The 25,451-nt window shown below is 66.6% G+C and carries 23 protein-coding genes, 1 tRNA gene and 1 other RNA gene; 12 read left to right on the plus strand and 13 right to left on the minus strand.

Translation table 11 applies throughout. The features are described 5' to 3' along the window. Window positions 1-165 precede the first annotated feature (165 nt). Window positions 166-242 (plus strand) — tRNA-Met (locus EH199_RS08085). 264 nt (window positions 243-506) lie between these two features. Continuing rightward, window positions 507-803, plus strand: a complete 297-nt coding sequence (locus tag EH199_RS08090; protein ID WP_223806555.1) for an HU family DNA-binding protein — start codon at window positions 507-509, stop codon at window positions 801-803. Between the two features lie 89 nt (window positions 804-892). On the opposite strand, the gene EH199_RS08095 is transcribed toward EH199_RS08090, so the two are convergent. The 7 genes from EH199_RS08095 to cyoA are packed head-to-tail and all read right to left on the minus strand — an operon-like array spanning window position 893 to window position 7,611. Then, window positions 893-1,441 (minus strand): response regulator transcription factor, encoded by a 549-nt coding sequence (locus EH199_RS08095; RefSeq protein ID WP_124808751.1) that lies wholly within the window; start codon window positions 1,439-1,441, stop codon window positions 893-895. Further along, window positions 1,441-2,736, minus strand: coding sequence for an ATP-binding protein (locus tag EH199_RS08100; RefSeq protein ID WP_223806542.1), 1,296 nt, complete (start codon window positions 2,734-2,736; stop codon window positions 1,441-1,443). The genes EH199_RS08095 and EH199_RS08100 overlap by 1 nt, the downstream gene beginning before the upstream one ends. Continuing rightward, a complete protein-coding gene (locus EH199_RS08105) occupies window positions 2,733-3,440 on the minus strand; it encodes an SURF1 family protein (protein WP_223806543.1) in 708 nt (235 codons plus the stop codon). Before EH199_RS08105 ends, EH199_RS08100 begins: the two co-directional genes overlap by 4 nt. Then, window positions 3,437-3,811 carry a cytochrome o ubiquinol oxidase subunit IV gene (gene cyoD, locus EH199_RS08110; RefSeq protein WP_124808752.1) on the minus strand — a complete coding sequence of 125 codons (375 nt, stop codon included), beginning with the start codon at window positions 3,809-3,811 and terminating at the stop codon, window positions 3,437-3,439. Before cyoD ends, EH199_RS08105 begins: the two co-directional genes overlap by 4 nt. Then, window positions 3,808-4,434 carry a cytochrome o ubiquinol oxidase subunit III gene (gene cyoC / locus EH199_RS08115; RefSeq protein ID WP_124808753.1) on the minus strand — a complete coding sequence of 209 codons (627 nt, stop codon included), beginning with the start codon at window positions 4,432-4,434 and terminating at the stop codon, window positions 3,808-3,810. The genes cyoD and cyoC overlap by 4 nt, the downstream gene beginning before the upstream one ends. After that, window positions 4,431-6,443, minus strand: a complete 2,013-nt coding sequence (gene cyoB, locus EH199_RS08120) for a cytochrome o ubiquinol oxidase subunit I (RefSeq protein WP_124808754.1) — start codon at window positions 6,441-6,443, stop codon at window positions 4,431-4,433. The genes cyoC and cyoB overlap by 4 nt, the downstream gene beginning before the upstream one ends. A gap of 16 nt (window positions 6,444-6,459) precedes the next feature. Beyond that, window positions 6,460-7,611: a ubiquinol oxidase subunit II gene (gene cyoA, locus EH199_RS08125; protein WP_124808755.1), complete on the minus strand. Its 1,152-nt coding sequence runs from the start codon at window positions 7,609-7,611 to the stop codon at window positions 6,460-6,462. A 152-nt stretch (window positions 7,612-7,763) separates the two neighbouring features. On the opposite strand from cyoA, the gene EH199_RS08130 reads away from it, so the two are divergent. The 4 genes from EH199_RS08130 (at window position 7,764) to ffs (ending at window position 12,120) form a co-directional block, all read left to right on the plus strand. Then, a complete protein-coding gene (locus tag EH199_RS08130) occupies window positions 7,764-9,080 on the plus strand; it encodes an MFS transporter (RefSeq protein WP_124808756.1) in 1,317 nt (438 codons plus the stop codon). Window positions 9,081-9,124: 44 nt separating this feature from the next. Continuing rightward, on the plus strand, window positions 9,125-11,596 hold the full coding sequence (gene hrpB / locus EH199_RS08135; RefSeq protein WP_124808757.1) for an ATP-dependent helicase HrpB: 2,472 nt from the start codon (window positions 9,125-9,127) through the stop codon (window positions 11,594-11,596). Between the two features lie 93 nt (window positions 11,597-11,689). Next, window positions 11,690-11,968, plus strand: coding sequence for an ETC complex I subunit (locus EH199_RS08140; protein WP_124808758.1), 279 nt, complete (start codon window positions 11,690-11,692; stop codon window positions 11,966-11,968). Between the two features lie 57 nt (window positions 11,969-12,025). Next, window positions 12,026-12,120, plus strand: an RNA gene (gene ffs / locus EH199_RS08145) — signal recognition particle sRNA small type. A gap of 8 nt (window positions 12,121-12,128) precedes the next feature. Here ffs and EH199_RS08150 read toward each other — a convergent pair. Beyond that, window positions 12,129-12,620, minus strand: a complete 492-nt coding sequence (locus EH199_RS08150) for a DUF4188 domain-containing protein (protein ID WP_124808759.1) — start codon at window positions 12,618-12,620, stop codon at window positions 12,129-12,131. 188 nt (window positions 12,621-12,808) lie between these two features. Here EH199_RS08150 and EH199_RS08155 point away from each other — a divergent pair, with 188 nt between their 5' ends. Then, entirely contained in the window at window positions 12,809-14,533 is a 1,725-nt protein-coding gene (locus tag EH199_RS08155; protein WP_124808862.1) for a DNA polymerase III subunit gamma/tau, read from the plus strand. Continuing rightward, window positions 14,530-14,865 (plus strand): YbaB/EbfC family nucleoid-associated protein, encoded by a 336-nt coding sequence (locus EH199_RS08160; protein ID WP_124808760.1) that lies wholly within the window; start codon window positions 14,530-14,532, stop codon window positions 14,863-14,865. Before EH199_RS08155 ends, EH199_RS08160 begins: the two co-directional genes overlap by 4 nt. Before the next feature lie 94 nt (window positions 14,866-14,959). Here the strand turns inward: EH199_RS08160 and hutU are convergent, their stop codons facing one another. The 4 genes from hutU to hutI are packed head-to-tail and all read right to left on the minus strand — an operon-like array spanning window position 14,960 to window position 20,167. After that, complete coding sequence (gene hutU, locus EH199_RS08165) at window positions 14,960-16,618, minus strand: urocanate hydratase (protein ID WP_124808761.1); 1,659 nt, start codon at window positions 16,616-16,618, stop codon at window positions 14,960-14,962. Then, complete coding sequence (gene hutG, locus EH199_RS08170; RefSeq protein ID WP_124808762.1) at window positions 16,615-17,436, minus strand: N-formylglutamate deformylase; 822 nt, start codon at window positions 17,434-17,436, stop codon at window positions 16,615-16,617. Before hutG ends, hutU begins: the two co-directional genes overlap by 4 nt. After that, window positions 17,433-18,965: a histidine ammonia-lyase gene (hutH, locus tag EH199_RS08175; protein ID WP_124808763.1), complete on the minus strand. Its 1,533-nt coding sequence runs from the start codon at window positions 18,963-18,965 to the stop codon at window positions 17,433-17,435. Before hutH ends, hutG begins: the two co-directional genes overlap by 4 nt. Continuing rightward, window positions 18,962-20,167 carry an imidazolonepropionase gene (gene hutI, locus EH199_RS08180; protein ID WP_124808764.1) on the minus strand — a complete coding sequence of 402 codons (1,206 nt, stop codon included), beginning with the start codon at window positions 20,165-20,167 and terminating at the stop codon, window positions 18,962-18,964. Before hutI ends, hutH begins: the two co-directional genes overlap by 4 nt. 90 nt (window positions 20,168-20,257) lie before the next feature. On the opposite strand from hutI, the gene EH199_RS08185 reads away from it, so the two are divergent. From EH199_RS08185 to EH199_RS08200, 4 genes are all read left to right on the plus strand, one after another. Beyond that, entirely contained in the window at window positions 20,258-21,634 is a 1,377-nt protein-coding gene (locus tag EH199_RS08185) for a formimidoylglutamate deiminase (protein WP_223806544.1), read from the plus strand. Continuing rightward, a complete protein-coding gene (gene hutC, locus EH199_RS08190) occupies window positions 21,631-22,368 on the plus strand; it encodes a histidine utilization repressor (protein ID WP_124808765.1) in 738 nt (245 codons plus the stop codon). The genes EH199_RS08185 and hutC overlap by 4 nt, the downstream gene beginning before the upstream one ends. Window positions 22,369-22,464: 96 nt before the next feature. Beyond that, window positions 22,465-22,656: a hypothetical protein gene (locus EH199_RS08195; protein ID WP_124808766.1), complete on the plus strand. Its 192-nt coding sequence runs from the start codon at window positions 22,465-22,467 to the stop codon at window positions 22,654-22,656. A 75-nt stretch (window positions 22,657-22,731) separates the two neighbouring features. Further along, window positions 22,732-24,336, plus strand: coding sequence for a fatty acid--CoA ligase (locus tag EH199_RS08200; protein WP_124808767.1), 1,605 nt, complete (start codon window positions 22,732-22,734; stop codon window positions 24,334-24,336). A gap of 49 nt (window positions 24,337-24,385) precedes the next feature. On the opposite strand, the gene EH199_RS08205 is transcribed toward EH199_RS08200, so the two are convergent. Next, window positions 24,386-25,444 carry a 3-keto-5-aminohexanoate cleavage protein gene (locus EH199_RS08205; RefSeq protein ID WP_124808768.1) on the minus strand — a complete coding sequence of 353 codons (1,059 nt, stop codon included), beginning with the start codon at window positions 25,442-25,444 and terminating at the stop codon, window positions 24,386-24,388. Window positions 25,445-25,451 lie beyond the last annotated feature (7 nt).

A 25,451-nucleotide genomic window follows, 5' to 3' on the forward strand; every position in this document is an offset into this window, starting at 1 on the left:
CCTTCTCGAACTCGGCCGTGAAACCAGTCCGCGCCAATGGTACTAACGCTCAAGCGTTGGAAGAGTAGGTCGCCGCCAGGCATTGAAGCCGACGGATTATAACAACATAAAAACCCATTCATGATGACTAAAGGTGCCTGCCGCTATCGGTACGTGCCAAGGTGACGCGGGGTGGAGCAGCCCGGTAGCTCGTCAGGCTCATAACCTGAAGGTCGTAGGTTCAAATCCTACCCCCGCAACCATTGATCGGCCCATTCCAGCCTCGCCTTGTGCGGGGCTTTTTTGCGTTCGGCTGCCCGCACGGTGTTGGCAAAGGTGGCGTTTCCGCGCGTGATGACGCTTGCGCAAATGCGGATTTCACGACACAACGCGCGCTCCGGAAGCGCCGGAGGCACCATCGTTTTGCCAAAAACGCCCTATTTTCGGCTCTTTCAGGCGGAAAACAGTGGATAGCTTGGTTGGAACGATGGATTAGTGAGGCTTTGTCGCGTTAGCCGGTCCATCCCATTACCAATGAAAGCAAGACCATGAACAGCAATGATCTGGCCGATGTCCTCGTCGCGAGCCACGGCCTTACCAAGGCCGACGCGCGCAAGGCCGTGGACGGCGTTTTCGCTGCCATCGCCGATGCCGCCGGCAAGGGCGACGAAGTTTCCCTGAACGGCTTCGGCAAGTTCAAGGTGAAGAACACCCCCGCGCGTGAAGGCCGCAACCCCTCGACGGGCGCGACCATCCAGATCGCGGCGTCGAACAAGCTGACCTTCTCTCCGGCGAAGGCCGTGAAGGACAAGCTCAACGGCTGAGCCGTTGCAGCCGGCGCCTTGCCAGTGGCAGGGCGCCGGTCTTCACTTCCCGCGTCAGGCGCACGCATCGACGGGGCCTTCTGGGCTCCCTAGCGCAACTGGCGTTTTTCGAGCTTCCGTGCCAGCGTCCGGCGATGCATGCCAAGGCGGCGCGCGGCTTCCGAAATATTGAAATCGCATTCCGCTAGCGTGGCGTGAATGTATTCCCATTCCACCGTCTTGATCGAGCTCTTGCGGCCTTCGAGCGGGGTGTCGGGATCACCATCGGCCTTGTGGAAGGCCTCCTCGATATCGTCGGTATTGGCGGGCTTCGCCAGATAGTGCGAAGCGCCGAGCTTGATCGCTTCGACAGCCGTGGCAATGCTGGCGAAACCGGTAAGGACGACGATGCGCGTATCGGCATCGCGCTGGTGAAGCATTTGCACGCAGCCCAGACCGGATGCGGTGCCCAGCTTGAGGTCGACGACGGCGTAGTCGAAGCGCGTGGCGGCAAGCAGGACTTCAAGATCTTCCGGCGACGCGGCATGGCTGACGGTGTAGCCACGGCGCTCCAGCGATCGCTGCAAGGTCCGCGCGAAAGCGGGATCGTCCTCGACGATCACCAGCGAGTGCCGCGATGGCGCGGTATCGTCCTGCATCAGCGCGCCCCTTTTCCGGAAAAGATCAAGGCTTCGAGCGGAATGCTGATGCGCACCAGCGCGCCGCCGTCATTGGGATTGCCGACTTCCACCCGGCCGCCGAGCTTGCGGATCACATTCACCACGAGAAACAGGCCCAGTCCACCGCCGGCGCGGCCCTTGGTGGAGGAATAGGGTTTACCGAAAGCTTCGAGCATTTCCTCCGCGAAGCCCGGTCCGTTGTCGCGCACTTCGATGACCAGATCCCGGAGGGGCGTTCGCGCGTGGATGGTGACGCGCGCGGGGGAAACTTCGAGCGCGTTGTCGATCACGTTGCCGATAACCTGGCGCAAGGCAGGATCGGAGACGATGGCGACGTCCTGCGAAACTTCGTTGCGAAATTGCACGGCACCGGCGCTGCGATCACGCCAGTCGGCGGCGATTTCATCGAGAAACGCGCCGAGCCGGATGACCGATGGGCTTTCGCCCCGCGCTTCGCCGGCGGACATCAGGATGCCCGAGACGATCGTCTTGCAGCGCTTCAACTCGGTCTGCATTTCATCCACTTCGCCGGACAGTTCAGGCGTGGCCTTGACCACGGGGTGGTGCGCCCAGTCCCCCAGGATCACCGACATCGTGGACATTGGCGTGCCCAGTTCGTGCGCCGCACCCGAAGCAAGCAGACCCATGCGGACGATGTGATGTTCCTCGGCCGCCTGCTGGCGCAGCGTGGCGAGTGCGGCATCGCTCTGCCGGCGGTTGCGGTCCATGCGGATTACGAAGAACACCAGCAGCGCGGCGATCAGAAGGAAGCAGAGCAGGCTGCCGAGCAGATAGAGGCGCAAGGGTTCCGCGGCGTATTGCGGTGGCAGCGCAAGCGGACGGTACAGGAACGTCAGCAGCGCCACGCCCAGCGCCGCGATCGCGGCGACGATCCAGCTCCAGTCCGGCGGCAGCAGGATCGCGCCGATCACGATCTGCAGCAGGAACAGGAAGGTGAACGGATTGGTCGTCCCGCCGCTGAAATAGAGCTGCCAGCCCAGTGCCGCGACATCCAGCATCAGCGCGCCGAGCAGTTCCATGTAGCTGTACCCTTCGCGCTCCCGCCCCATCACCGCGGTGGCAAGATTCACGAAGCCGAGGAGGACCGGCACGGTTATCAGCTGTGGTAACGGCAGGTTCACGCCCATCGCTGCCGCGGCAATCCAGATCGTCAGCAATTGTCCCGCCACAGCCATCCAGCGCAACTGGACAAGCAGCGCCATGTTGCGCGCGCTGGCGGGCGGATAGGAGAGCTGGGCGAGGCTTCTGGTCATGATTGCCTGCGCCATACCACGATTGCCCCGGCGGCGCACAGCGCGGCGAGGGCGAACCAGGTCAGGGCATAGGCAAGGTGGTTATTGGGGAACGTCAGCACGGTGAGCCCGGCGACGGGTGTTTCTGAAGCGCGGGGGCTTTCCAACTGCGCGTCGATAAACAGCCGTGGGTCGATGGTCACGCCGCGCCTGGCGGCAATCGCGACGACATCGCGCGAATACCAGCGATCATCACCGGGCCGGTTGGCGCGCAGGAAGGCGCCGCCGGGTTCGGTCAGGCGGAGCAGGCCGGTGACGGTGACGCGGCCGGAGGGCGTCGCGCGGCGCACCGGATCAACTCGGGAACCGCTCGGGACGAAGCCGCGATTGACGAGGACGGGCGGACCACGATCGGGCTGGAGCGGGACGAGCACCCAGTAGCCGCTGCCGAGAATTGATGTGCCCGTCACGAGTGTTACGCCTCGTGCGTCATATGTGCCGCTCATGGTGAGGCGGCGGTATTCGAGCGGCTTGAGCGGGCCTTGCGGAAGCACCGCCACCGGGATCGGCGTGGCATGCGTGGCCTGTTCAACGTGCGCGATCAGGGCTTCCTTCCACGCCAGCCGGTGGACCTGCCACACGCCCAGCGCGATGAAGGCGGGCACAAGGAGAAGAAGGGCGAGCGCGAGCCAGTTGAACCCGCGCCGCGCCGCCCTGGTGTTCAAGGCGCTTGTTCCATGCCCTGCATGGTGCCCTGGGGCATCATGTTGTGGTTGAGGTGATACATCACCCACAGCGATCCGCTGAGCACGATTACCACCAGCACCACCGTGAACAGCAGCGCCAGAAGGTTCCAGCCGCCTTCCGCCTTGGCATTCATGTGCAGGAAGAAGATCATGTGGACCACGATCTGCACCGCGGCGAAGCCGGTGATGACCAGCGCTGTGGTGCCCTTGTCGGCAATGGCGCCGCTCATCACCAGCCAGAACGGGACGGCGGTGAGGATGACGGAAAGACCGAAGCCCCAGACGTAATCGCGCAGCGAACCGTGGCCCTCGTCATGCCCGTGCCCATGAACATCGTGTGCAGCGCTCATCGCAGCATTCCCATCAGATAGACGAACGTGAAGACGCCGATCCAGACGACGTCGAGAAAGTGCCAGAATAGGCTGAGGCACATCAGGCGGCGCTTGTTGGCGGCGATCAGACCGCGCTGGCCGACCTGCACCATCAGCACCGTCAGCCAGACCAGGCCGAACGTAACGTGCAGGCCATGCGTGCCAACCAGCGTGAAGAACGAGGACAGGAAGGCGCTGCGCTGTGGCGTCGCCCCTTCGTGGATCAGGTGCGAGAATTCGTACAGCTCGATCCCGAGAAAGGCCGCGCCGAACAGGCCGGTGATCAGCAGCCAGAGCTGCGTCTGCCCTTTCTGCCCGCGCTGCATCGCCAGCATCGCGAACCCGTAGGTGATCGACGAGAACAGCAGCATCGAGGTGTTGAGTGCGACCAGCGGCAGGTCGAACAGGTCTTTCGGCCCCGGCCCCGCCGCGAGGTTGCCGCCCAGCACGCCGAAGGCGGCGAACAGCATCGCGAAGATGAGGCAGTCGCTCATCAGGTAGATCCAGAAGCCCAGCATGGTGCTGCCGCCTTCGGGATGATCGTGCTCGTGCAGGTCGTAGTAGCGGCCCGTCAGGGTCGCCGGGGAAACGGACTGGCTCATGCTGCGGCTCCCTCAAGCGCGGCAAGCTGCCGGGTGCGGGTGGCTTCGGTTTCCGCCACGGTTTCGGCGGGAATGTGGAAGTCGCGCCGGTAGTTGAAGGTATGCGCGATGGCGGTGATCAGCAGCGCGCCGAAGCTTGCCACGGCCAGCCACCAGATATGCCAGATCAGGGCGAAGCCGCAGACCGCGCTGATTCCGGCCAGGATCACGCCCGCGCCCGTGTTCTTGGGCATGTGGATCGGGCGGAAGCCTTCGACCGGACGGGCCACGCCCGCGCGCTTCATGTCCTCCCACGCGTCCAGATCATGCACGATCGGGGTGAAGGCGAAGTTGTAGGCGGGCGGCGGCGAACTCGTCGACCATTCCAGCGTGCGCGCGTTCCAGGGATCGCCGGTTTCGTCGCGCAGTTCGTCGCGCCGCAGGATCGAGACGGTGTACTGGATCAGCATGGCCACGATGCCCAGCGCGATAAGGAAGGCGCCCGCCGCGGCGATCTGGAACCAGATCTGCAGCGAGGGATCGTCGAACACCCGCATCCGGCGCGTCACGCCCATCAGGCCCATGACGTAGAGCGGGGTAAAGGCCATCCAGAAGCCGACGACCCAGCACCAGAAGCTGACCTTGCCCCAGAACGGCTCCAGACGGAAACCGAACGCCTTGGGCCACCAGTAGTTGATCGCCGCGAACACGCCGAACACCACGCCGCCGATGATCACGTTGTGGAAGTGCGCGATCAGGAACAGCGAGTTGTGCAGCACGAAGTCCGCCGGCGGCACCGCAAGCATTACCCCGGTCATGCCGCCGATCACGAACGTCAGCATGAACGCCATCGTCCACATCATCGGCAGGTCGAAGCGGATGCGCGCGCGGTACATCGTGAACATCCAGTTGAACATCTTCGCCCCGGTGGGGATCGAGATCACCATCGTGGTGATGCCGAAGAAGCTGTTCACGCTCGCGCCCGAACCCATCGTGAAGAAGTGGTGCAGCCACACGAGGTAGGACAGGATGGTGATGACGACGGTGGCATAGACCATCGACGAATAGCCGAAGAGCCGCTTGCCCGAGAACGTGGAGGTGATTTCGGAGAAGACGCCGAAGATCGGCAGGATCAGGATATAGACTTCCGGGTGGCCCCAGATCCAGATCAGGTTCACGTACATCATCGGGCTGCCGCCGAAATCGTTCGTGAAGAAGTTGGTGCCGACATAGCGATCGAGGCTGAGCAGCACGAGCACGGCGGTCAGCACCGGGAAGGACGCCACGATCAGCACGTTGGTGCACAGCGAGGTCCAGGTGAACACCGGCATCCGCATCATCGTCATGCCGGGCGCGCGCATCTTCACGATCGTGGCGATCAGGTTGATCCCCGACAGCGTGGTGCCCACGCCCGCGATCTGCAGCGACCAGATGTAGTAATCGACGCCGACGTTGGGGCTGTAGGCAAGGCCGGAAAGCGGCGGATAGGCCAGCCACCCCGTCTGCGCGAATTCCCCGACGAACAGCGAGGCCATCACCAGCGCAGCGCCGCTGGCGGTCATCCAGAAGCTGAAGTTGTTGAGGAACGGGAACGAGACGTCGCGCGCGCCGATCTGCAGCGGCACCACGTAGTTCATCAGCCCGGTCACGAACGGCATGGCCACAAAGAAGATCATGATCACGCCGTGTGCGGTGAATATCTGATCGTAGTGGTGCGCGTTGAGATAGCCTTCCGATCCGTTGAACGCGATCGCCTGCTGGATGCGCATCATCAGCGCGTCGGCAAAGCCGCGCAGGAACATGACGAGGCCCAGCACCATGTACATGATGCCGATCTTCTTGTGATCCACGCTGGTGAACCACTCTTTCCAGAGATAGCCCCACAGGCGGAAATAGGTGAGCGCCGCCAGCAGCGCGACGCCGCCTAGCGCGACGACCGCGAACGTGGCGAGCACGATCGGCTCGGTCGGGATCGCATCGGGGCCGAGGCGCCCGAGCAGGAACGACCAGTGTGGTTCGGCAGGTGTCATGGATCAGTGTCCGCGATCAGGAAACGGGGGAGGACGCCGGAGCGGCGAGGGATAGGGTGCGGCTGGCCGGCTGTTGGGGCGGTGCCTCCTTCAGCGGTCCCTTGCCGGCGCAATAGGCATTCGCGTTGACGAACAGTTGCGCGCCGCTGGGCTGGCGACCGGGAAGCACGGGCACCACCTGTTCGCGACCGAACTTGTCGTAGGTCAGCGCGGCAAGGTTGAACTGCCCGGCGCGGCCGGTGCCGCCTTCGGCGTCGATCGCCATCATCTGGTTCACGCACATCTTGCCAGGGCGGACGCAGAGGTTGACGGCTGCGTCGAACAGCGCCGGATCGACGTTGGCGAAGTGGCGGACCGGTTCTTTCTCGCTCGGCTGTTCGAGCTTCAGGTAGGCCGTGCGGTCCAGCGCGTCGGCACCCTTGCGGATGCCAGCGGCCCAGGCGTCGAAATCGCCCGCGGATACGCCGCGCGTCACGAAACGCATCTTGGAGAAGCCGGCGCCGCTGTATTGCGCGGAAAAGCCCTGGAACGAGCCCATCCGGTTGAGTACGGCATGGAGCTTCGTTTCCATGCCCGGCATGGCATAGATCTGGCCGGCGAGTGCGGGCACGTAGAACGAGTTCATCACGGACGACGCGGTCAGGCGGAATTGCACGGGGCGATCCACCGGCAGGACCAGATCGTTCACGGTGGCGATCTTCTGTTCGGGGTAGATGAACAGCCACTTCCAGTCGAGCGCGACGACCTGCACTTCCAGCGGCTTCGTACCGGCCGGAAGCGGCCGGGCGGCGTCTATGCGCGATAGCGGGCGGTAGGGATCGAGCGTATGGGTCGTGACCCAGGTGATCGACCCCAGCGCGATGATGATCATCAGCGGCGCCGACCAGATCACCAGTTCCAGCTTGGTGGAATGGTGCCATTCGGGCGCATAGGTCGCCGCGGTGTTGGAAGAACGGTAACGCCAGGCGAAGGCGACCGTCAGCACCATGACCGGCACGATGATCAGCAGCATCAGCGCCGTGGCGACGATCACAAGATGCGCCTGCTGTTGCGCGATATCGCCCGAGGGATTGAGAACGACCCAGTCGCAGCCGGAGAGGAGGGCAGCAAGCGGGAGGACGACGGCACCGCGCGCGAGGCGCCAGAGGGACGGGGGGATCGCTGGCATGGCGCGCGGACTAGGCGCGTCGGATGGTGCGTTCGATTGGACAATTTGTCCCACCCGCGCCTTGACGCGGATCAATGACAGTGAAACCTTGTCCTCAACGGTCGGAACAGACCGGGGTGAAGCCCGCAACGGGCACGAACGAGGTGCCTGACATGACTGCAGTTCCCTTCGATAACGGCATGGCGGGGCAAGGCCCGCGCGGGCATGCCGGTCACGCCGTTTCGCCGGGCGACATCGCCATCGGCGTGATCATCGGTCGCACGTCCGAATTCTTCGATTTCTTCGTCTATGCGATCGCTTCGGTGCTGGTGTTCCCGAAGGTCTTTTTCCCCTTCGCTCCCCCGCTTCAGGCGATGCTGTGGTCGTTCTCGCTGTTTGCGCTGGCCTTTCTGGCCCGTCCGGTGGGGTCGGTGGCGTTCATGGCCGTCGACCGCATGCTGGGGCGCGAGGCGAAGCTGACGATCGCCCTGTTCCTGCTGGGCGGATCGACCGCCGCGATTGCCTTCCTGCCCGGCTATGAGACACTGGGCGCGCGGGCGATCTGGCTGCTGGCGCTGTTCCGGCTGGGGCAGGGCTTCGCGCTGGGCGGCACCTGGGATGGCCTGGCCTCGCTGCTGGCGCTCAACGCGCCCGAGAACCGGCGCGGCTGGTATGCGATGATCCCGCAACTTGGCGCGCCGCTGGGCCTGATCGTGGCGAGCCTGCTGTTCGCGTTCTTCACCGCATCGCTGTCCATCGCCGATTTCCTTGAATGGGGCTGGCGCTATCCGTTCTTCGTCGCCTTCGCGATCAACGTCGTTGCCCTGTTCGCGCGGCTGCGCATGGTGGCGACGCCCGAGTTCCGGCGGCTTTACGAATCGCGCGATCTTCAGGCCGCGCCGGTGCTGGAGACAGTCTCGCGCGAATGGCGCACGGTCGCGATCGGGGTGTTCGCTCCGTTGGTGAGCTTCGCGCTGTTTCACATGGTCACCGTGTTCCCGCTGTCGTGGGTACTGCTGTTCACGCCCGAGCAGCCGACCAGCTTCCTGCTGATCGAAGCCGGTGCGGCGGCGATCGGCGTGCTGGCGATCATTGCGTCGGGCCTGCTGGCCGACCGCATCGGGCGCCGCCGCCTGCTGGTGGTTTCGGCCGCGGCGATCGCTGTGTTCAGCGGGTTCGCGCCGCAATTGCTGGGGCTGGGTGAGGGCGGCGAGATCGCCTTCATGGTGCTGGGCTTCATCCTGCTGGGACTGGCCTTCGGGCAATCGTCGGGCGCGGTCTCGTCCAACTTCGCCACGCGCCATCGCTATACCGGTTCGGCGCTGACGAGCGATCTGGCGTGGCTGTTCGGCGCCGGGTTCGCGCCGCTGGTGGCGTTGTGGCTGGCCGCGCAGGGCGGGCTGCTCGCTTCGGGCGCTTATCTGCTGTCGGGCGCGCTGGCGACGCTGGTGGCGCTGTGGCTCAATTCGGAACTGGCGAGCCGCCATTGACGTACCCGGTTCCCTGGGCCGCGATTGCCGCCTAGGGAACCGGCGTGACCGACCTGCCGATCCACGCCGTCCTGCCAGATCTGCTTGCCGCCTTGCGCGCGCAGCCGTCCGCCGTGCTGATCGCGCCGCCGGGCGCGGGCAAGACCACCTCCGTCGCCCCCGCGCTGCTTGGTGAGCCGTGGTGCGATGGCACGGTGATCCTGCTCTCGCCCCGCCGCGTGGCGGCGCGTGCAGCTGCCGAGCGCATGGCGGAACTGATGGGCGAGCAGCCGGGCGAGACGGTGGGGTATCTGACCCGCCTGGACAGCAAACGCTCGGCCCGGACCCGCATCCTCGTCATGACCGAGGCGATCTTCGTGGCGACGATCCTTGGAGATCTCGACCTGAAGGGGGTTTCCGCCGTGCTGTTCGACGAAGCGCACGAGCGCCATCTCGATAGCGATCTGGGGCTGGCGCTGGCGATCGAATCGCAGGCGGTGTTGCGGGAAGACCTGCGCCTGATCGTCATGTCCGCCACCATCGACGGCACGCGCTTTGCCGGACTGTTGGGCGATGCGCCCGTGATCGAGAGCGAAGGGAAGGCGTTCCCGCTGGCTATCCGCTGGCTGGGCGCGCGGCCGGACCTGCGGCTGGAACAGGCCATGGCCTCCGCCATCGGCGAGGCATGGCGCAGCGAACAGGGGGATGTCCTGGCCTTCCTGCCCGGCGTGCGCGACATTGAGCGCACCGCCGATCTGCTCGCGGATCGCCTGCCGCAAGCGCTCGTGCTGCCGCTGCACGGGCAGGTGGAGCCGGCGGGGCAGCGCACCGCGATCCGGCGCGATGCCGGCGGACGCCGCAGGATCGTGCTCGCCACCGCCATCGCCGAAACCAGCCTGACGCTGGACGGGGTTTCGGTGGTGGTCGATGCCGGCCTTTCGCGCCGGGCCGAGTTCGACAAGACCGCCGGTGTCACGCGGCTGGTGACTCACCGTGCCAGCCAGGCTGCCGCGGCGCAGCGTGCGGGCCGCGCGGCGCGGCAGGGGCCGGGCGTGGCCTATCGCTTGTGGGAAGAAGCCGCCCACGCCGGCCGGCCGGCCTTCGATCCGCCCGAAATCCTCACCTCCGATCTGGCACCGCTGGCGCTCACGCTCGCGCAATGGGGCGCGGGCGATCCGGCCGACATGGCCTGGATCGATCCGCCGCCGGTTCCGGCGATGGCGGCCGCGCAGGCGCAGTTGCGAGCGCTGGGCGCACTCGATGCCGACAACCGGATCACCACGCACGGCCGCGCCTTGGCGAAGCTGCCAATGGAGCCGGCGCTGGCCCATATGCTCGTCTTTGCCGCCAGGCGCGGCGCGGCGCGGGAGGCGGCGCGGCTGGCGCTGCTGTTGCAGGAGCGCGGCCTTGGCGGAAAGGGAGAGGATCTGGCGCGACGGCTCGATCGCTGGAACGGCGAACGCGGCGGCCGGGCGGAGGCATCGCGCAAACTGGCGGCGCGCTGGGCGGAGATGGCGGAGCGCGTCTCTTCGTCCACCGGCTCCGAATCTGCCGATGGACGCGGGCAAGTCCCGCCCCCGGGCGTGCTTCTCGCGGAAGCCTTCCCCGATCGCATCGCCCGCCGCCGGTCCGCCAGCGGGGAGGAATGGCTGTCCTCCGGCGGGCGCGGCTATCGGCTCGATCCCGCATCGCCGCTCGCCACCGCCGAATGGCTGGTGATCGGCGATGCGCAGGGCGAGGCCAAAGGCGCGCGGATCATGGCCGCGCTGGCGCTGGACGAAGCGGACATTACCCGCTGGCTGCCGCACCGGCTGGAAGCGCGCCACGCCCTGACGTGGAACGAGGCCGAGGCCCGTGTCGAGGCGCGGCTGGAGCGCCGGCTCGGCGCGATCGTGCTGGCGCGGGTGCCTGATCCTTCGCCCGATCCGGATGCGGTGGCCGCGCTCCTGCTCGATCAGGTGCGGCGTTCGGGGCTCGCCTTGCTGCCGCTGGGGGGAGGGGCCAGGGCGCTGCTCGAACGCGCGCGCCATGCCGGGCTTACGGCGCTCTCGGAGGCGGCCTTGCTGGATGGGCTGGACGAATGGCTCGGGCCTTTGCTGGCGGGAAGGCGTGACTTTTCCATCCCCGCCGGCAAGCTGCACGATGCGTTGGCGAACCGGCTGGACTGGAACGAGCGGCAGGCGCTCGACCGGCTGGCTCCGGCGGAGTACCGCTCGCCAGCCGGAACCAGCCACGCCATCGATTACGCGCACGAGGGCGGCCCGACCGTGGAACTGCGAGTGCAGGCACTGTTCGGGCTGGACCGGCATCCCGTGATCGGCCAGCCGGCGCGGCCGCTGCTGCTGAGCCTGACTTCGCCCGCCGGCCGGCCGATCCAGACGACGGCCGATCTGCCCGCGTTCTGGCGTGGAAGCTGGCGCGATGTGGTGAAGGACATGAAAGGCCGTTATCCCCGGCACCGCTGGCCGGACGAGCCGTGGGCCGAAGACCCTAGCCTCAAGACCAAGAACGCGTTCGAGGCTTCGCGGCGATCCTGATGACGGCCCGATCCTGCGTTCGCAGCCACCTTTGACGGGGTGCGCGGAAAGTCTCTCTTGATTCCGGCAACGATTCGACCGAAAGCGCAGCCCATGCCTGCACGCATCTATCAGCGCCCGAAAAACGCCATGCAGTCCGGCAAGGCCCGGACCGCCGACTGGCTTCTCGAATTCGAACCGGCCGAGGCCAAGCGGCCCGATCCGCTGATGGGCTGGACCGGCTCCGGCGATACGCAGCAGCAGGTGGTGCTGCGCTTCGGTTCGGAAGTGGAAGCGAAGGCCTATGCCGATCGCTACGGCATTGAGACGCACGTCACGCCGACCCCGCCGCGCAAGCTGAAGCTGCAGAGCTACGCCGACAATTTCCGTTGATCCGCGCCGTCCGGCCGCAAGGCTGGACAAACGGTTGCCTTGTCTCCATATGCCCCACCGGGAGTCGGGTGGACGTTAGCGTTCGCCAACCTGGTCAGGTCCGGAAGGAAGCAGCCACAACGGATAGCGGCGGGTCGCCCGGCTCCTTCCATCGCACATTTCAGTCGTCCGATACCGCCGCCTTCAGGCGCGAGCGCGCTTCGTTGCGCGATCCCGTGGCGGGAATCGTGCCAGCCACCTTGCCCAGCCCGAACGGCGGCATGTTGGCATAGACCGTTTCATGGCCGCCTGCCGGAACGACGTAGGTTTCATGGAAAATGCCCACCGTGCCATCAGCGCCGACGGCCTTGTTGAAGGCGGTCCAGGCCGGCCAATGCGCCCGATCGCGATCACGCGCATAGGCTTCCAGACTGTCGAAATCGCGCCAGTACTGCAGCAGCATGACCGTGCGCGGGCCGCGCAGAAGGTATTCGGCGCCCAGGAAGCCACTGTCCGGATTCGCGGAAAGCTCGGCCAGCATGGGCCGCATCGCGCGGATCACCGGCAACCATTTCCCGAAGCGCCAGAAGCGGTTGATGCGCATGCCGATGGCGAAAACGACCAGCGGGCCGGCGTGGTTGGCGGTGAAGCGGCCGGGTTGAATGGCGTTCATGCGCGATTGGTTTCATGGTGAAACTGACGTGTCAATTCGCTGCATTCTGATGTGGTGCAAATCGACATTCCGCGCGGCAGCGCCTACCTAGGGTCATCATGGTCGATTCAACCGACATCTTCGGCAACGATACGCCGACCGAACGCGATCCGGATATGCCCGAGGACGCGCTCGGTCTTGGCCTGGACATGCCGCCGCAGCCGAAGCCCGCGCCGCCTTCGACAACGGGCGGCGATGTGCAGCCCTATCGCGTGCTGGCGCGCAAGTACCGGTCGCAGACCTTCGCCGAACTGATCGGGCAGGACGCGATGGTGCAGACGCTGGCCAACGCGATCAAGCGCGGCCGGCTGGCCCATGCCTTCCTGATGACCGGCGTGCGCGGGGTGGGCAAGACGTCGACCGCGCGCCTGATCGCCAAGGCGCTCAACTGCATCGGGCCGGACGGCCAGGGCGGGCCGACGATCGACCCCTGCGGCCAGTGCGAGCCTTGCGTGGCCATCGCCGAAGGGCGGCACATCGACGTGATCGAGATGGACGCCGCCAGCCATACCGGCGTGGACGACGTGCGCGAGATCATCGAGGCGGTGCGCTATGCCGCCGTTTCGGCGCGGTACAAGATCTATATCATCGACGAAGTTCACATGCTCTCGCGCAACGCGTTCAACGCGCTGCTCAAGACGCTGGAGGAGCCGCCGGCGCATGTGAAGTTCCTGTTCGCCACGACCGAGGTGGACAAGCTGCCCGTCACCGTGCTGTCGCGCTGCCAGCGGTTCGATCTCAAGCGTATTCCCGCGCCGCTGCTGGCCAGCCATTTCGCCATGATCTGCGGCAAGGAAGGCGTCGAGGCCGAGGACGAGGCGTTGGCGATGATCGCCACGGCGGCTGAGGGTTCGGTGCGCGACGGGTTGTCGATCCTCGATCAGGCGATCAGCCACGCGGATCTTGCGGGCGGCGGCGAGGCGACCGTCGTCACCGCCGAGCAGGTTCGCGAGATGCTGGGCCTTGCCGACAAGACCATGCAGCGCCGCCTGTTCGCCGCCGTGCTGGGGGGTGACGGCGGCGCGCTGCTGGAGGAAGTGGCGCAGCAATACGCGCTGGGCATCGAGCCGATTGCGATGATGCGCGCGCAAATGGACATCGTTCACAAGGTGACGGTGGCGCAGATCGGCGGTTCGGGTTCCGACACCCGATCGCCCGAGGAGCGCGCCGCGATTGAGGGTTGGGCCAGGGACCTGGCGGCGGGGCAGCTCCATCGGCTGTGGCAACTGCTGCTCAAGGGTTACGAGGAAGTGAAGACCGCGCCGGACCCGCTGGTGGCGGCGCAGATGGCGCTGCTGCGCGTGCTTCATGCGGCCGACATGCCCGATCCGGGATCGCTGGTGAAGAAGCTGGAGGACATCGCCTCACGCCCGGTGGTGATGGCGGCCGCGCCGGCTGGCGAAAACGGCGATGGAAGCGGCGGCGGTTCCCGGGCCATGCATGTTCCCGCACCGGTGCCCGTGGCGCTGGACTGGGCGGAACTGGTCGAGCAAGTGGAGCATCACGCGCCGCTGGTCGGATCGTCGATGCGGCTGTCCGTGCGGGTGATCGAGTTGCGCGCAGGGTATCTGCGTTATCAGTTGGCGCCGGGGCTGCCGGGCGATCCTTCGGCCGACATCCGCAAGGCGCTGCAGCACGCGACCGGCGAGCCATGGCAGGTGGAGCGCGACGACGCCGTTTCCAGTGGTGAGGCGCAGCCCAGCCTTGAGGAAACCAAAACGGCTCATCAGCAGCAGGCCCATCAGGCCATGCTGGAAGACCCGTTGGTCAAGGCCGCGTTCGCCGCGTTTCCTGACGCGAAGATCATCGATGAAGACAGCTCGAGAGAGCATCAGGCACGGCCTTGGGGCCAGAGTCGGAGCAGACACGCATGAAGTCCATGGAAGAAATGATTCAGGCCGCGCAGCAGGCGGCGCAGACCATCCAGAAGCAGATGGAAGATGCGCAGTCCAAGCTGGACGCGATCGAGGTGGAAGGCGCGGCCGGTGGCGGGCTGGTCAGGATCAAGGCGTCGGCCAAGGGCCGCGTGATCGGCGTATCGCTCGATGAAAGCCTGCTTGCTCCTTCGGAGAAGGGCATTCTCGAAGACCTGATCGCAGCCGCATTCAACGATGCGCGCGGCAAGGCGGATGCCGCCGCGGCGGAGGAAATGCAGAAAGTGCAGATGGCAGCGGGTATCCCGCCGGGCTTCAAGCTGCCGTTCTGATTTCGCGTGCCACCCGGTTGGCGCGTGCCGAACACAGAAAAGCCTCCCGATGCCCTGCACCGGGAGGCTTTTCTGCAACTTCAGCGGCTGGCGATCAGCCGAGGATACCGGGCAGATCCAGCCCCTTTTCGCGCGCGCAATCCAGCGCGATGTCATAGCCTGCATCGGCATGGCGCATCACGCCCGTCGCCGGATCATTCCACAGCACCCGTTCGAGGCGGCGGGCCGCCGCATCGGTGCCGTCGGCCACGATCACCATGCCCGAATGCTGGGAAAAGCCCATGCCCACGCCGCCGCCGTGGTGCAGCGATACCCAGGTCGCGCCGCTGGCGGTGTTGAGCAGGGCGTTGAGCAGCGGCCAGTCCGATACCGCATCCGATCCATCGCGCATGGCTTCGGTTTCGCGGTTGGGGCTGGCGACCGATCCGGAATCGAGATGATCGCGGCCGATTACCACCGGCGCCTTGAGTTCGCCCTTCGCGACCATCTCGTTGAAGGCCAGGCCCAGCCTGTGCCGGTCGCCGAGGCCGACCCAGCAGATGCGCGCCGGTAGGCCCTGGAAGTGGATGCGTTCGCGCGCCATGTCGAGCCAGCGGTGCAGGTGTGCGTTGTCGGGCAGAAGTTCCTTCACCTTGGCGTCGGTCTTGTAGATGTCCTCCGGATCGCCGGAAAGCGCCGCCCAGCGGAACGGGCCGATGCCCCGGCAGAACAGCGGCCGGATATAGGCGGGCACGAAGCCGGGGAAATCGAAGGCGTTGTCCACGCCTTCGTCCTTGGCCATCTGGCGGATGTTGTTGCCATAGTCGGTGGTCGGAACGCCCGCCGCCTGGAAGGCGAGCATGGCGCGGACGTGGGTGGCCATCGATGCCTTGGCCGCGCGGGCCACGGCGGCGGGATCGCGCTCCCGCTCGCTGAACCAGCGTTCCAGCGCCCAGCCGGCGGGCAGGTAGCCGTTGACCGGATCGTGCGCGCTCGTCTGGTCGGTCAGCAGGTGGGGGCGCACGCCGCGTTCGTACAGCAGCGGCAGCAGTTCGGCGGCGTTGCCGAGCAGGCCGACCGAGGTGGGCGTCTTTGCCGTGGTGACGATCGCCAGCGCCTCGTCCAGATTGTCCGTCGCCTTGTCGAGATAGCCGGTGCGCAGGCGCATATCGATGCGGCTCGGCTGGCATTCGATGGCGAGGCACGAGGCGCCCGCCATCACCGCCGCCAGCGGCTGCGCCCCGCCCATTCCGCCCAGGCCGGCGGTCAGCAGCCACTTGCCCGAAAGATCGCCGCCGTAGTGCTGGCGGCCCATTTCCACGAATGTCTCGTAGGTGCCCTGCACGATGCCCTGCGTGCCGATGTAGATCCACGATCCGGCGGTCATCTGGCCGTACATGGCCAAGCCGCGCTGATCCAGTTCGTGGAAATGTTCCCACGTCGCCCAATGGGGCACGAGGTTGGAATTGGCGATCAGCACGCGCGGGGCATCGGCATGGGTGCGGAACACGCCGACCGGCTTGCCCGACTGGACCAGCAGCGTTTCATCGTCGCCCAGCCGCTTCAGCGTCTCGACGATCCGGTCATAGCTTTCCCAGTCGCGCGCGGCGCGGCCGATGCCGCCATAGACGACGAGTTCCTCCGGCCGTTCGGCCACATCGGGATGCAGGTTGTTCATCAGCATCCGCAGCGGGGCTTCGGTCAGCCAGCTTCGCGCGGAAAGTTCGGTGCCGTTGGTCGGGCGGATGACACGGCTGTTGTCGATACGGGTCATGATTGTCCTCTCGCGAAATCGAGACATGCTTCGAGCATCGTGGTGAGCACCGAACGCAGCGCTTCGGCGCGTTCGGGCTGGTAGGGGGATGGCCAGTTGGCGTGATCCAGCGGCCCGGCGGGATCGTCCATGTAGCCCCGGCAGGCGAGTTCCATCTGCACGGCGTGGATGCCGTCGGCGGGGCGGCCATAGTGCCGCGTGGTCCAGCCGCCCTTGAAGCGGCCGTTGACGACGTGGTCGAACGGGGATGCGGCGGCGATGCCGGCGATCGTTTCCGCCAGCGAGGGATCACAGGCCGCGTTGTCGAACGTGCCGATGTTGAACTGGGGCAGCGTGCCATCGAACAGGCGCGGCACGACCGAGCGGATCGCATGCGCGTCATAGAGCACGACCCGTGTGTGGACCTGCCGGAGACGCGCGATCTCGGTGGTTATCGCCGCGTGATAGGGGGCGAAATAGCATTCGCGCCGCCGGGCGATCTCCGCCGCGTCCGGTTCTGCGCCGGGAAGGTAGAGCGGTTCGCCATCGAACGTATCGACCGGGCAGAGCGCGGTGGTCGCCTTGCCGGGATAGAGCGACGCGCCCGAGGGATCGCGATTCACGTCGATCACGCTGCGCGAAATCGTGGTGCGGATCGTGGTCGCGCCCAGCGTGGTGGCGAAATCGTAGAGCCGGTCGATCCACCAGTCGGCATCCTTGCGCGCCAGCCAAGGCGAACGGAGCGCCGGCGCGACATCGTCCGGAATGTCCGTTCCGGTGTGGGGGAAGGCCACGACCAGCGGCGCATCGCCCCGGTGGATATGGAGCCAGCCGCTCATGCGACGCCGGGCAGGTCCGCGCCCGTCGCGGTGGCGAGCGCGCCCGAACGGACAAGGGCATTGGCCGCTTCCATGTCGGGATGGAAATGGCGGTCGTCCTCCAGATGCGGCACGTGCGCACGGATCAGGGCGCGGGCGGCTTCCAGCGCCGCGCTCGATGCCAGCGGGGCATGAAAATCGCACCCTTGCGCCGCGGCCAGCGCCTCGATCCCGATCACGGCGCTGGCGTTGCGCGCCATGCCTATCAGGCGGCGCGCGCCGTGCGCGGCCATCGAGACATGGTCTTCCTGGTTGGCCGAGGTGGGTATGGAATCGACGCTGGCGGGATAGGCGCGCTGCTTGTTCTCGCTGACCAGCGCGGCGGCGGTCACCTGCGGGATCATGAAGCCGGAATTGAGACCGGGCCGGGGCGTGAGGAATGCGGGCAGCCCGGACAGCGCGGGATCGACCAGCATGGCGATGCGCCGTTCGGCCAGCGAGCCGATCTCGCAGATCGCCAGCGCGATCATGTCCGCGGCGAAGGCGACCGGTTCGGCGTGGAAATTGCCGCCCGAAAGTGCCTCGTCGGTTTCGGGGAAGATCAGCGGGTTGTCGGTGACGCCGTTGGCCTCGATCGCCAGCGTCGACGCGGCCTGCCGCAGCACGTCGAGCGCCGCGCCCATCACCTGCGGCTGGCAGCGCAGGCAATAGGGGTCCTGCACGCGCGGATCGCCGGTGAGGTGCGAGGCGCGGATCGCGGAGCCGGCCATCAGTCCGCGCAGGGCATCGCCCACCGCGATCTGGCCCGGCTGACGGCGCAGCAGGTGGATGCGCGGATCGAATGGCGCGTCCGATCCTCTGGCGGCCTCGGTCGACAGCGCGCCGGTGACAAGCGCGGCCTGAAACAGCGTTTCCGCCGCGAACAGCCCGGCCAGCGCGTTGGCGGTCGAGAACTGCGTGCCATTGAGCAGGGCCAGCCCTTCCTTGGGGCCGAGCACGGCGGGTTCCAGCCCGGCTTTCGCCAGCGCGGCGGCGGCGCTCATCCGTTCGCCCGCGAAGAATGCCTCGCCCACCCCGATCATCGCGGCGGCCATGTGCGACAAGGGGGCGAGATCGCCCGATGCGCCGACCGAGCCTTGCGCGGGCACGACCGGGGTTACACCGCGCAAGAGCATGGCTTCGAGCAGCGCCACCGTCGACGGGGCGATCCCCGACGCGCCCTGCGCCAGGCTGCCCAGCTTCAGCGCCATCATCAGGCGCACGACCGCGATGGGCGACGGTTCGCCGGTGCCGGCGGCATGGCTCAGCACGATATTGCGCTGAAGCGTGGCGAGATCGGCCGTGTCTATCCGCACGCTCGCCAGCTTTCCGAAGCCGGTGTTGATGCCGTAGACCGGTTCGCCCCGGTCGAGAATGCGCTCGACCGCCGCCGCCCCCGCCGTGATCGCCGGGCCGGACGATGGCGCGAGAGATACCGGTGCGCCGGCGTGGACGCGCTTCCAGTCGGCCAGCGATACCGAGCCGGGGGTAAGGACGAGTGCGGGGTTCATTTCCCTCTCCAGATACGGGCATGGAGCGGGTTGAAGCCCATGCGATAGACAAGTTCGGCCGGGCTTTCGACGTCCCAGATGGCGAGGTCGCACCAGTGCCCGGGCTCCAGCGTGCCGGTCTCGTGGCCAAGGCCCAGTGCCCGCGCGGCGTTGCGGGTCACGGCCGTCAGGCATTCCTCCACCGTCAGGCGGAACAGCGTGGCGGCCATGTTCATCGTCAGCAGCAGCGAGGTGAGTGGCGAGGTGCCGGGGTTGCAGTCGGTGGCGATGGCGATGGGCACGCCGGCCGCGCGGAGCTGGTCGATCGGCGGCAGGTGCGTCTCGCGCAGGAAATAGAACGCGCCGGGCAGCAGCACCGCCACGGTGCCGGCCTGCTTCATCGCCGCGATGCCGTCCGCGTCCAGTTGTTCGAGGTGATCGGCCGAGAGCGCGCCGTGGCGGGCTGCCAGCGCCGCGCCGCCAAGGTTCGACAACTGTTCGGCATGGAGCTTGACCGGCAGGCCCAGTTCCCGCGCGCGGGCGAATACCCGTTCAATCTGGGCGGGTGAAAAGGCGATGCCTTCGCAGAACCCATCGACCGCGTCGGCCAGTCCGGCAGTGGCCACGGCCGGCAGCATCCGGTCGCAGACGAGGTCGATATAGCCATCGGCATCGCCGTCGAATTCCGGCGGCACGGCGTGCGCGCCCAGGAAGGTTGTGCGGATCGTGACCGGGCGTTCGCGGCCCAGCGCGCGGGCGGCCCGCAACAGGCGGGCCTCGCTCTCGGGCGAAAGGCCGTAGCCCGACTTGATCTCCACCGTCGTCGCACCTTCCGCGATCAGCGCGTCGAGCCGGGGCAGGGCGCTGGCCACCAGGTCGGCCTCGCTCGATGCGCGCGTGGCGCGCATGGTGGAACGGATGCCGCCGCCGGCGCGCGCGATGTCCTCGTAACTGGCGCCGGCCAGTTTCATCTCGAACTCGCCGGCGCGGTTGCCGCCGTGGACGAGGTGGGTGTGGCAGTCGATCAGCCCGGGCGTGATCCAGCGTCCGGCGCAATCGATCGTGCGCGTGGCTTCGAAAGCGGGGGCGCTGCTCGCCGCGCCCGCGAACACGATGCGGCCTTCGTCCGCCGCGATCACTCCGTCATCGACCACGCCCAGCCCGGGCATGTGCGGGGCCAGCGTGCAGAGCCGGGCGTTTTGCCAGATCGTGTCGCAGCGCATCGCATTTCCCGTGAGTCGTTGTTCTTGGCAGCGCCTTCAATAATGTATAGACAAAATGAGCGCAAGGCGGAGTCGGCCATGGTGGACAGCATGATCGGAATGACGGAGGGGGCGACGGTTTGGCATCTGGCGCAGGCGCTGCTGCCGGATGGCTGGGCGCGCGACGTGCGGATCGGGGTCGTGTCGGGGAAGATCGCTTCTATCGCAGCGGGGCAGCCTGTGCGGGCCGGCGACGTGCGGATCGGCATCGGCGTTCCGGCCATCGGCAATTTGCACAGCCACGCGTTCCAGCGCGCCATGGCCGGGCTCACCGAAATCGGCGGGCACGAAGGCGACAGCTTCTGGAGCTGGCGCGATCTGATGTACCGCTTCGTCGGCGCGATTGGCCCCGATGCGATGGAGGCGATTGCGGCGCGCGCCTATATGGACATGCTGGAAGCGGGCTTCTGCCGGGTTGGCGAGTTCCATTACCTGCACAACGATCCCGAAGGGGGCGCTTATGCCGATCCCGGTGAAATGGCCGTGCGCCTTGCCGCTGCTGCTGCCGAAACGGGCATCGGGCTGACGCTGCTGCCCGTATTCTACGCGCACGGTGGTTTCGGGGGGCAGCCGGCCAGCGCGGCACAGCGCCGTTTCCTCCATAGCCCGGACAGCTTCGCTCGGCTGATGGCGGCAAGCCGCGCCGCGCTGGACGGTCTTCCCGATGCGGTGGTCGGCATCGCGCCGCATAGCCTGCGCGCGGTGACACCCGATGAACTGGCGGAAATCCTGCCGCTGGCGGAGGAAGGGCCGGTCCATATCCATATCGCCGAACAGATGCGCGAGGTGGAGGATTGCCTGGCGTGGAGCGGTGCGCGGCCGGTGCGCTGGCTGCTGGACCATGCCCCGGTCGATCGCCGCTGGTGTCTTGTCCATGCCACGCATGTCGATGCCGGCGAGCTGGCGGACATGGCTCGGTCTGGCGCGGTCGCGGGGCTGTGCCCGATCACGGAAGCGAATCTGGGCGACGGCATTTTCCCGGCGCGCGCGTTCGTCGATGCCGGCGGCACCTTCGGGGTGGGATCGGATTCCAACGTCCGCATCGATCTGGGCGAGGAACTGCGGCTGCTGGAATATGGCCAACGCCTCGTCGCGCGGGCGCGCAACATGCTGGGCGAGCCGGGTCTTTCGACTGGACGGAGCCTGTGGCAGCGCGCGGTCGCGGGCGGTGCCCAGGCGCTGGGCGTGCCCGGCGGCCTTGCGGTCGGCGCGTCGGCCGATCTCGTCGTGCTGCGCGACGATGGCGATCTTGCCTTGGCGCGCAGCGGCGATGCGATGCTCGATACGTTCGTCTTTGCTGGCGGCCGGCGCGACATCGCCGATGTCTGGCGCGCGGGCGATCGCGTCGTGATCGATGGACGCCATCGCGATCATGCGGCTATCGAGGCGCGGTATCGGCGGGTGGTGAAAGGGCTGCTGGAAGCATGACGCGGGGAAAGGGTGCGGAAACGCTGTCGCTGAGCCAGCGCATCCGCGCCGATATCGAGGAAAAGATCATGTCCGGCGCGTGGCGGCCGGGCGATCGCATTCCCGTGGAGCACGAACTGGCCGCGCAATATGGCTGCGCGCGCATGACCGTGACGCGCGCTACCGAAGCGCTGGCCGAAGCGGGCCTGATCGTGCGGCGCAAGCGCGCCGGATCGTTCGTGGCGCAACCCCGCATCGAATCCGCCGTGCTGGGCATTCCAGACATTCCGGCGACGATCGCCGAGCGCGGCAAGGCCTACGATCTGCGCTTGCTGTCCGCGCGGCAGCGTGTGGCGGCGGCGGGGGGCGAGGAAGATCGCTTTGGCGGCAGCGGCGATGTGCTGGAAATCGATTGTCTCCATCTGGCGGATGGCATTCCGTTCGCATTCGAACACCGGCTGATCAGTCTGGCCGTCGTTCCTGCCGCGGCGGCAGCGGATTTCAGCAGGACCCCGCCGGGTACCTGGCTGCTGGCGCATGTGCCGTGGACCGAGGCGGAGCACCGCATCGGTGCACGAGCCGCCGATGCGCGAGCCGCCGAACTGCTGAACATTGCCAAGGGCGCGCCCTGCCTGATGCTGGAGCGCCGGACATGGCGCGGCGATGCGCACGTCACCTGGGTAAGGCAGCTGTTTGCGGCCGACGCATTCGATCTTGTGGCGCGCTTCACGCCGAAAGGCGATGCAGCCGGATAACGCGGCTGGCCGTGATGGCGGCCGTGGCTACGGAACGTGCTTGGTGTCTCGCGCGGATCGCGCCATCATGGGACCACGAATCCATGGAGAGGATGCGTGTTTCTAGATCTGGACAACTATTGGCCGCCGCAGGAGCCGATCAGGCCAGGGCCTGAGCGCCGGCCGACGCTGAGCAAGCGGCGCGAAAGGGTATTGCTGGGCGTGGTGGGGGTGAACCTGCTGTTCGTGCTGGCGGCGCCCATAGCCGGGGTGACATTCATCGATGTCGTGCTCGCGCTTTTCAAATGAAGGACGTGGGTGCCTGAACGCACGCGGCAAGGCACGAAAGCCCCGCGAAATGCGGAGGCAGGGAGAGAACGGGATATGGCGCAGGCAGAGGCCCTGACGACGGCAGCATCGACGGCAGCATCGACGGCGGAACGGACCGCCGCGCTTTTCACCTTCGACGAATTCATCGCGTTCTGGGCGGAAGACAGGCCGGACCGCGCCGCGCTCGACGGCCCCGATGGCGTCGTCACCTACCGCGAACTGGATGAGGTGACGCGCCGCATCGTCAGCGGCCTGTTCGATATGGGGCTGGTGTCGGGCGATCGCATTGCATGGTTCGGCAAGAACAGCGCGTTGTATTTTTCGTTGTTCTTCGCGGTGGCGCGGGCGGGCATCGTGATGGTCCCGGTCGGCTGGCGGCTCGCCGCGCCGGAGGCGGCGTGGATCGTGCAAAACGCGCAGGCGAAGGCGGTATTTCTGGGCGATGGCTTCGATGCGATGCGCGATACCTTCGCGGCCGTGGAGGGCGTCGCGCGGTGCATCACCGCCGGTGAAGCGCGCGCATGGATCGCCGCGGCGGAACCCCGTCCCTTCCAGCCGGCCGGGCTTCATGATGCGGTCCTGCAACTCTACACCTCGGGCACGACAGGCAATCCCAAGGGCGCGGTGCTGTCCAACCACAACCTGTTCGGGTTGCGCAAGCAATCGCGCGGGCAGGAGCTTCCGCACAACGTGCTGGCCGAGGACGAGGCCATTCTCGTTGCCATGCCTTGCGCGCATATCGGCGGGACCGGGCTTGGCGTCATGGCGCTGGCGGCTGGTCTTCCCGCGATCATACTGGCGGAATTCGAGCCGCGCGCGGTGTTCGATGCGGTGGAACAGAAGGGCGTGACGCGCTTCTTCATCGTGCCGGCGGCTTTGCAGATGCTGCTCAACCATCCCGATTGCGCCAGCGTGGACTACAGCCGGTTGCGCTACATCATCTATGGCGCCTCGCCGATCCCGCTGGAGCTTCTGCGGCAGTGCATCGCGATGTTCGATGCGCAGTTCATCCAGGCCTATGGCATGACGGAGACCACCGGCACGATCTGCATGTTGCCGCCGGAGGATCATTCGGTGGACGGCAACCAGCGGATGCGATCGGCCGGCAAGCCGCTGCCGGGCGTGGAGGTGCGCGTGGTGGATGGCGAAGGCCGGGAAGTGCCGCAGGGCAGCATCGGCGAAATCCAGACCCGCTCATCGAACAACATGCTGGGCTACTGGAACCTGCCCGACGCGACGCGGTCGGCGGTCAGCGAGGACGGCTGGATCGCGACCGGCGACGCCGGCTACATCGACGCCGACGGCTATGTCTACATGCACGATCGCATCAAGGACATGATCATCTCGGGCGGCGAGAACGTCTATCCCGCGCAGGTCGAAAGCGCGATCTACGGGCATCCCGATGTGCTGGAAGTGGCGGTGATCGGCGTGCCCGACGAAACCTGGGGCGAAGCGGTGAAAGCGGTCTGCGCGCCCAAGCCGGGGCACGCGATCGATCCGGCGAGCGTGATCGCGTGGGCGCGCGAACGGCTGGCCGGCTTCAAGGTGCCCAAGAGCGTGGATGTGATCGCCGCACTACCGCGCAATCCATCGGGCAAGATCCTGCGCCGCCAGTTGCGCGAACCCTACTGGCAGGGGCGGGAGCGGCAGGTCAACTGACGACGCTTGCCGGGCGCCCTTCGACGCCCGGCAAGGCCCCCTCCAGCTCTCAGGCGTATTCCCACATCGGGTTGCCGCGCTGCCCCGTCCGGCGGTTCGGCGGCATGCCGAGCTTGCGCAGCGTTTCGTCGGCCGACTGGTACCAGCTGCCGATCTGGTAGATCCGCTTGGCGTCCGCCCCACCAGCAACATCGCGCCCGATTTCCTCGGAAATGCGCACCATCTGTTCGATCTGCTGCACCGAGGTCATCCGTTCGCCCTTGCGGCGCCAGATGTTGTCCTCGATCCCCACGCGGACATGGAGGCCCAGCGCGATCGCGATCGTGTTGAACGGGATCACGTTGCGCATGATCGATTCGATCGTCAGCACAGCGCCATCGGGCACGCGGCGGGCGAATTCGATCAGGTCGGCCGGGTGCGTGCCCGATGCACCGCCGCCGATGGCCACGTAGTTGAGGATCAGCGGCCCCATGTATTCGCCCTTGCGGATCAGCCGCTCCACGGTTTCGAACTGGGCGATGTGCGCCAGCATGAAATGCGGCTGGATCTGCGCGTCACGCAGGCGCTTGAGGTGCTCCAGATAGAACTTCGGCCCGGATTCGAGGTACATGTCGCGATAGGCGAGGGCATAGGCCGGATTTTCCAGGATCGTGCCGTCGACATCGCCGTCCATCATCAGTTCGGTAATGTTCATCTGCGTGGTGTTGATCGCGATCGTCACCTGATCCGGCTTGGGCGAAAGGTCCGCGAGCATGTGGCGCGTATCGTCGCTCAGCCACTTGGCTTCGGCGCCTTCGCCTTCGGGCGCGAAGGAGATCGATCCGCCCACCTGGATCAGCATGTCGGGACAGGCGGTGCGGATGCGGTCGACCATCTCGTTGAACATCGAGATGCGCTTCGATCCCTGGCCGTCGGCCTCGCGGCAATGGAGGTGCAGCACCGAGGCGCCGGCGTTGTAGCAGTCCACCGCCTTTTGCACCTGTTCCTGCATCGAGACGGGGATGTCTTCGGGAAAATCGCCCGGCAACCATTGCGGGCCATAGGGCGCGACCTGAATGACCAGCTTTTCCTGGTTTTCGGGCAGCAGGCTATCGTCGAGAAAATGCATGTCGGGC

Source organism: Novosphingobium sp. LASN5T (genome assembly GCF_003856955.1).
Classification (GTDB): Bacteria; Pseudomonadota; Alphaproteobacteria; order Sphingomonadales; family Sphingomonadaceae; genus Novosphingobium.

What these genes read in the sequence shown, in the direction of transcription:
- hutH (WP_124808763.1), bottom strand. Translation starts at nt 18,965, where the DNA reads ATGAACCCCGCACTCGTCCTTACCCCCGGCTCGGTATCGCTGGCCGAC.
- hutG (WP_124808762.1), bottom strand. Translation starts at nt 17,436, where the DNA reads ATGAGCGGCTGGCTCCATATCCACCGGGGCGATGCGCCGCTGGTCGTG.
- cyoC (WP_124808753.1), bottom strand. Translation starts at nt 4,434, where the DNA reads ATGAGCCAGTCCGTTTCCCCGGCGACCCTGACGGGCCGCTACTACGAC.
- EH199_RS08130 (WP_124808756.1), top strand. Translation starts at nt 7,764, where the DNA reads ATGACTGCAGTTCCCTTCGATAACGGCATGGCGGGGCAAGGCCCGCGC.
- EH199_RS08100 (WP_223806542.1), bottom strand. Translation starts at nt 2,736, where the DNA reads ATGACCAGAAGCCTCGCCCAGCTCTCCTATCCGCCCGCCAGCGCGCGC.
- hutU (WP_124808761.1), bottom strand. Translation starts at nt 16,618, where the DNA reads ATGACCCGTATCGACAACAGCCGTGTCATCCGCCCGACCAACGGCACC.
- EH199_RS08205 (WP_124808768.1), bottom strand. Translation starts at nt 25,444, where the DNA reads ATGCATTTTCTCGACGATAGCCTGCTGCCCGAAAACCAGGAAAAGCTG.
- EH199_RS08150 (WP_124808759.1), bottom strand. Translation starts at nt 12,620, where the DNA reads ATGAACGCCATTCAACCCGGCCGCTTCACCGCCAACCACGCCGGCCCG.
- EH199_RS08155 (WP_124808862.1), top strand. Translation starts at nt 12,809, where the DNA reads ATGCCGCCGCAGCCGAAGCCCGCGCCGCCTTCGACAACGGGCGGCGAT.
- EH199_RS08200 (WP_124808767.1), top strand. Translation starts at nt 22,732, where the DNA reads ATGGCGCAGGCAGAGGCCCTGACGACGGCAGCATCGACGGCAGCATCG.
- EH199_RS08095 (WP_124808751.1), bottom strand. Translation starts at nt 1,441, where the DNA reads ATGCAGGACGATACCGCGCCATCGCGGCACTCGCTGGTGATCGTCGAG.
- EH199_RS08185 (WP_223806544.1), top strand. Translation starts at nt 20,258, where the DNA reads ATGATCGGAATGACGGAGGGGGCGACGGTTTGGCATCTGGCGCAGGCG.
- cyoA (WP_124808755.1), bottom strand. Translation starts at nt 7,611, where the DNA reads ATGCCAGCGATCCCCCCGTCCCTCTGGCGCCTCGCGCGCGGTGCCGTC.
- EH199_RS08140 (WP_124808758.1), top strand. Translation starts at nt 11,690, where the DNA reads ATGCCTGCACGCATCTATCAGCGCCCGAAAAACGCCATGCAGTCCGGC.
- cyoB (WP_124808754.1), bottom strand. Translation starts at nt 6,443, where the DNA reads ATGACACCTGCCGAACCACACTGGTCGTTCCTGCTCGGGCGCCTCGGC.
- cyoD (WP_124808752.1), bottom strand. Translation starts at nt 3,811, where the DNA reads ATGAGCGCTGCACACGATGTTCATGGGCACGGGCATGACGAGGGCCAC.
- hutC (WP_124808765.1), top strand. Translation starts at nt 21,631, where the DNA reads ATGACGCGGGGAAAGGGTGCGGAAACGCTGTCGCTGAGCCAGCGCATC.
- EH199_RS08160 (WP_124808760.1), top strand. Translation starts at nt 14,530, where the DNA reads ATGAAGTCCATGGAAGAAATGATTCAGGCCGCGCAGCAGGCGGCGCAG.
- hutI (WP_124808764.1), bottom strand. Translation starts at nt 20,167, where the DNA reads ATGCGCTGCGACACGATCTGGCAAAACGCCCGGCTCTGCACGCTGGCC.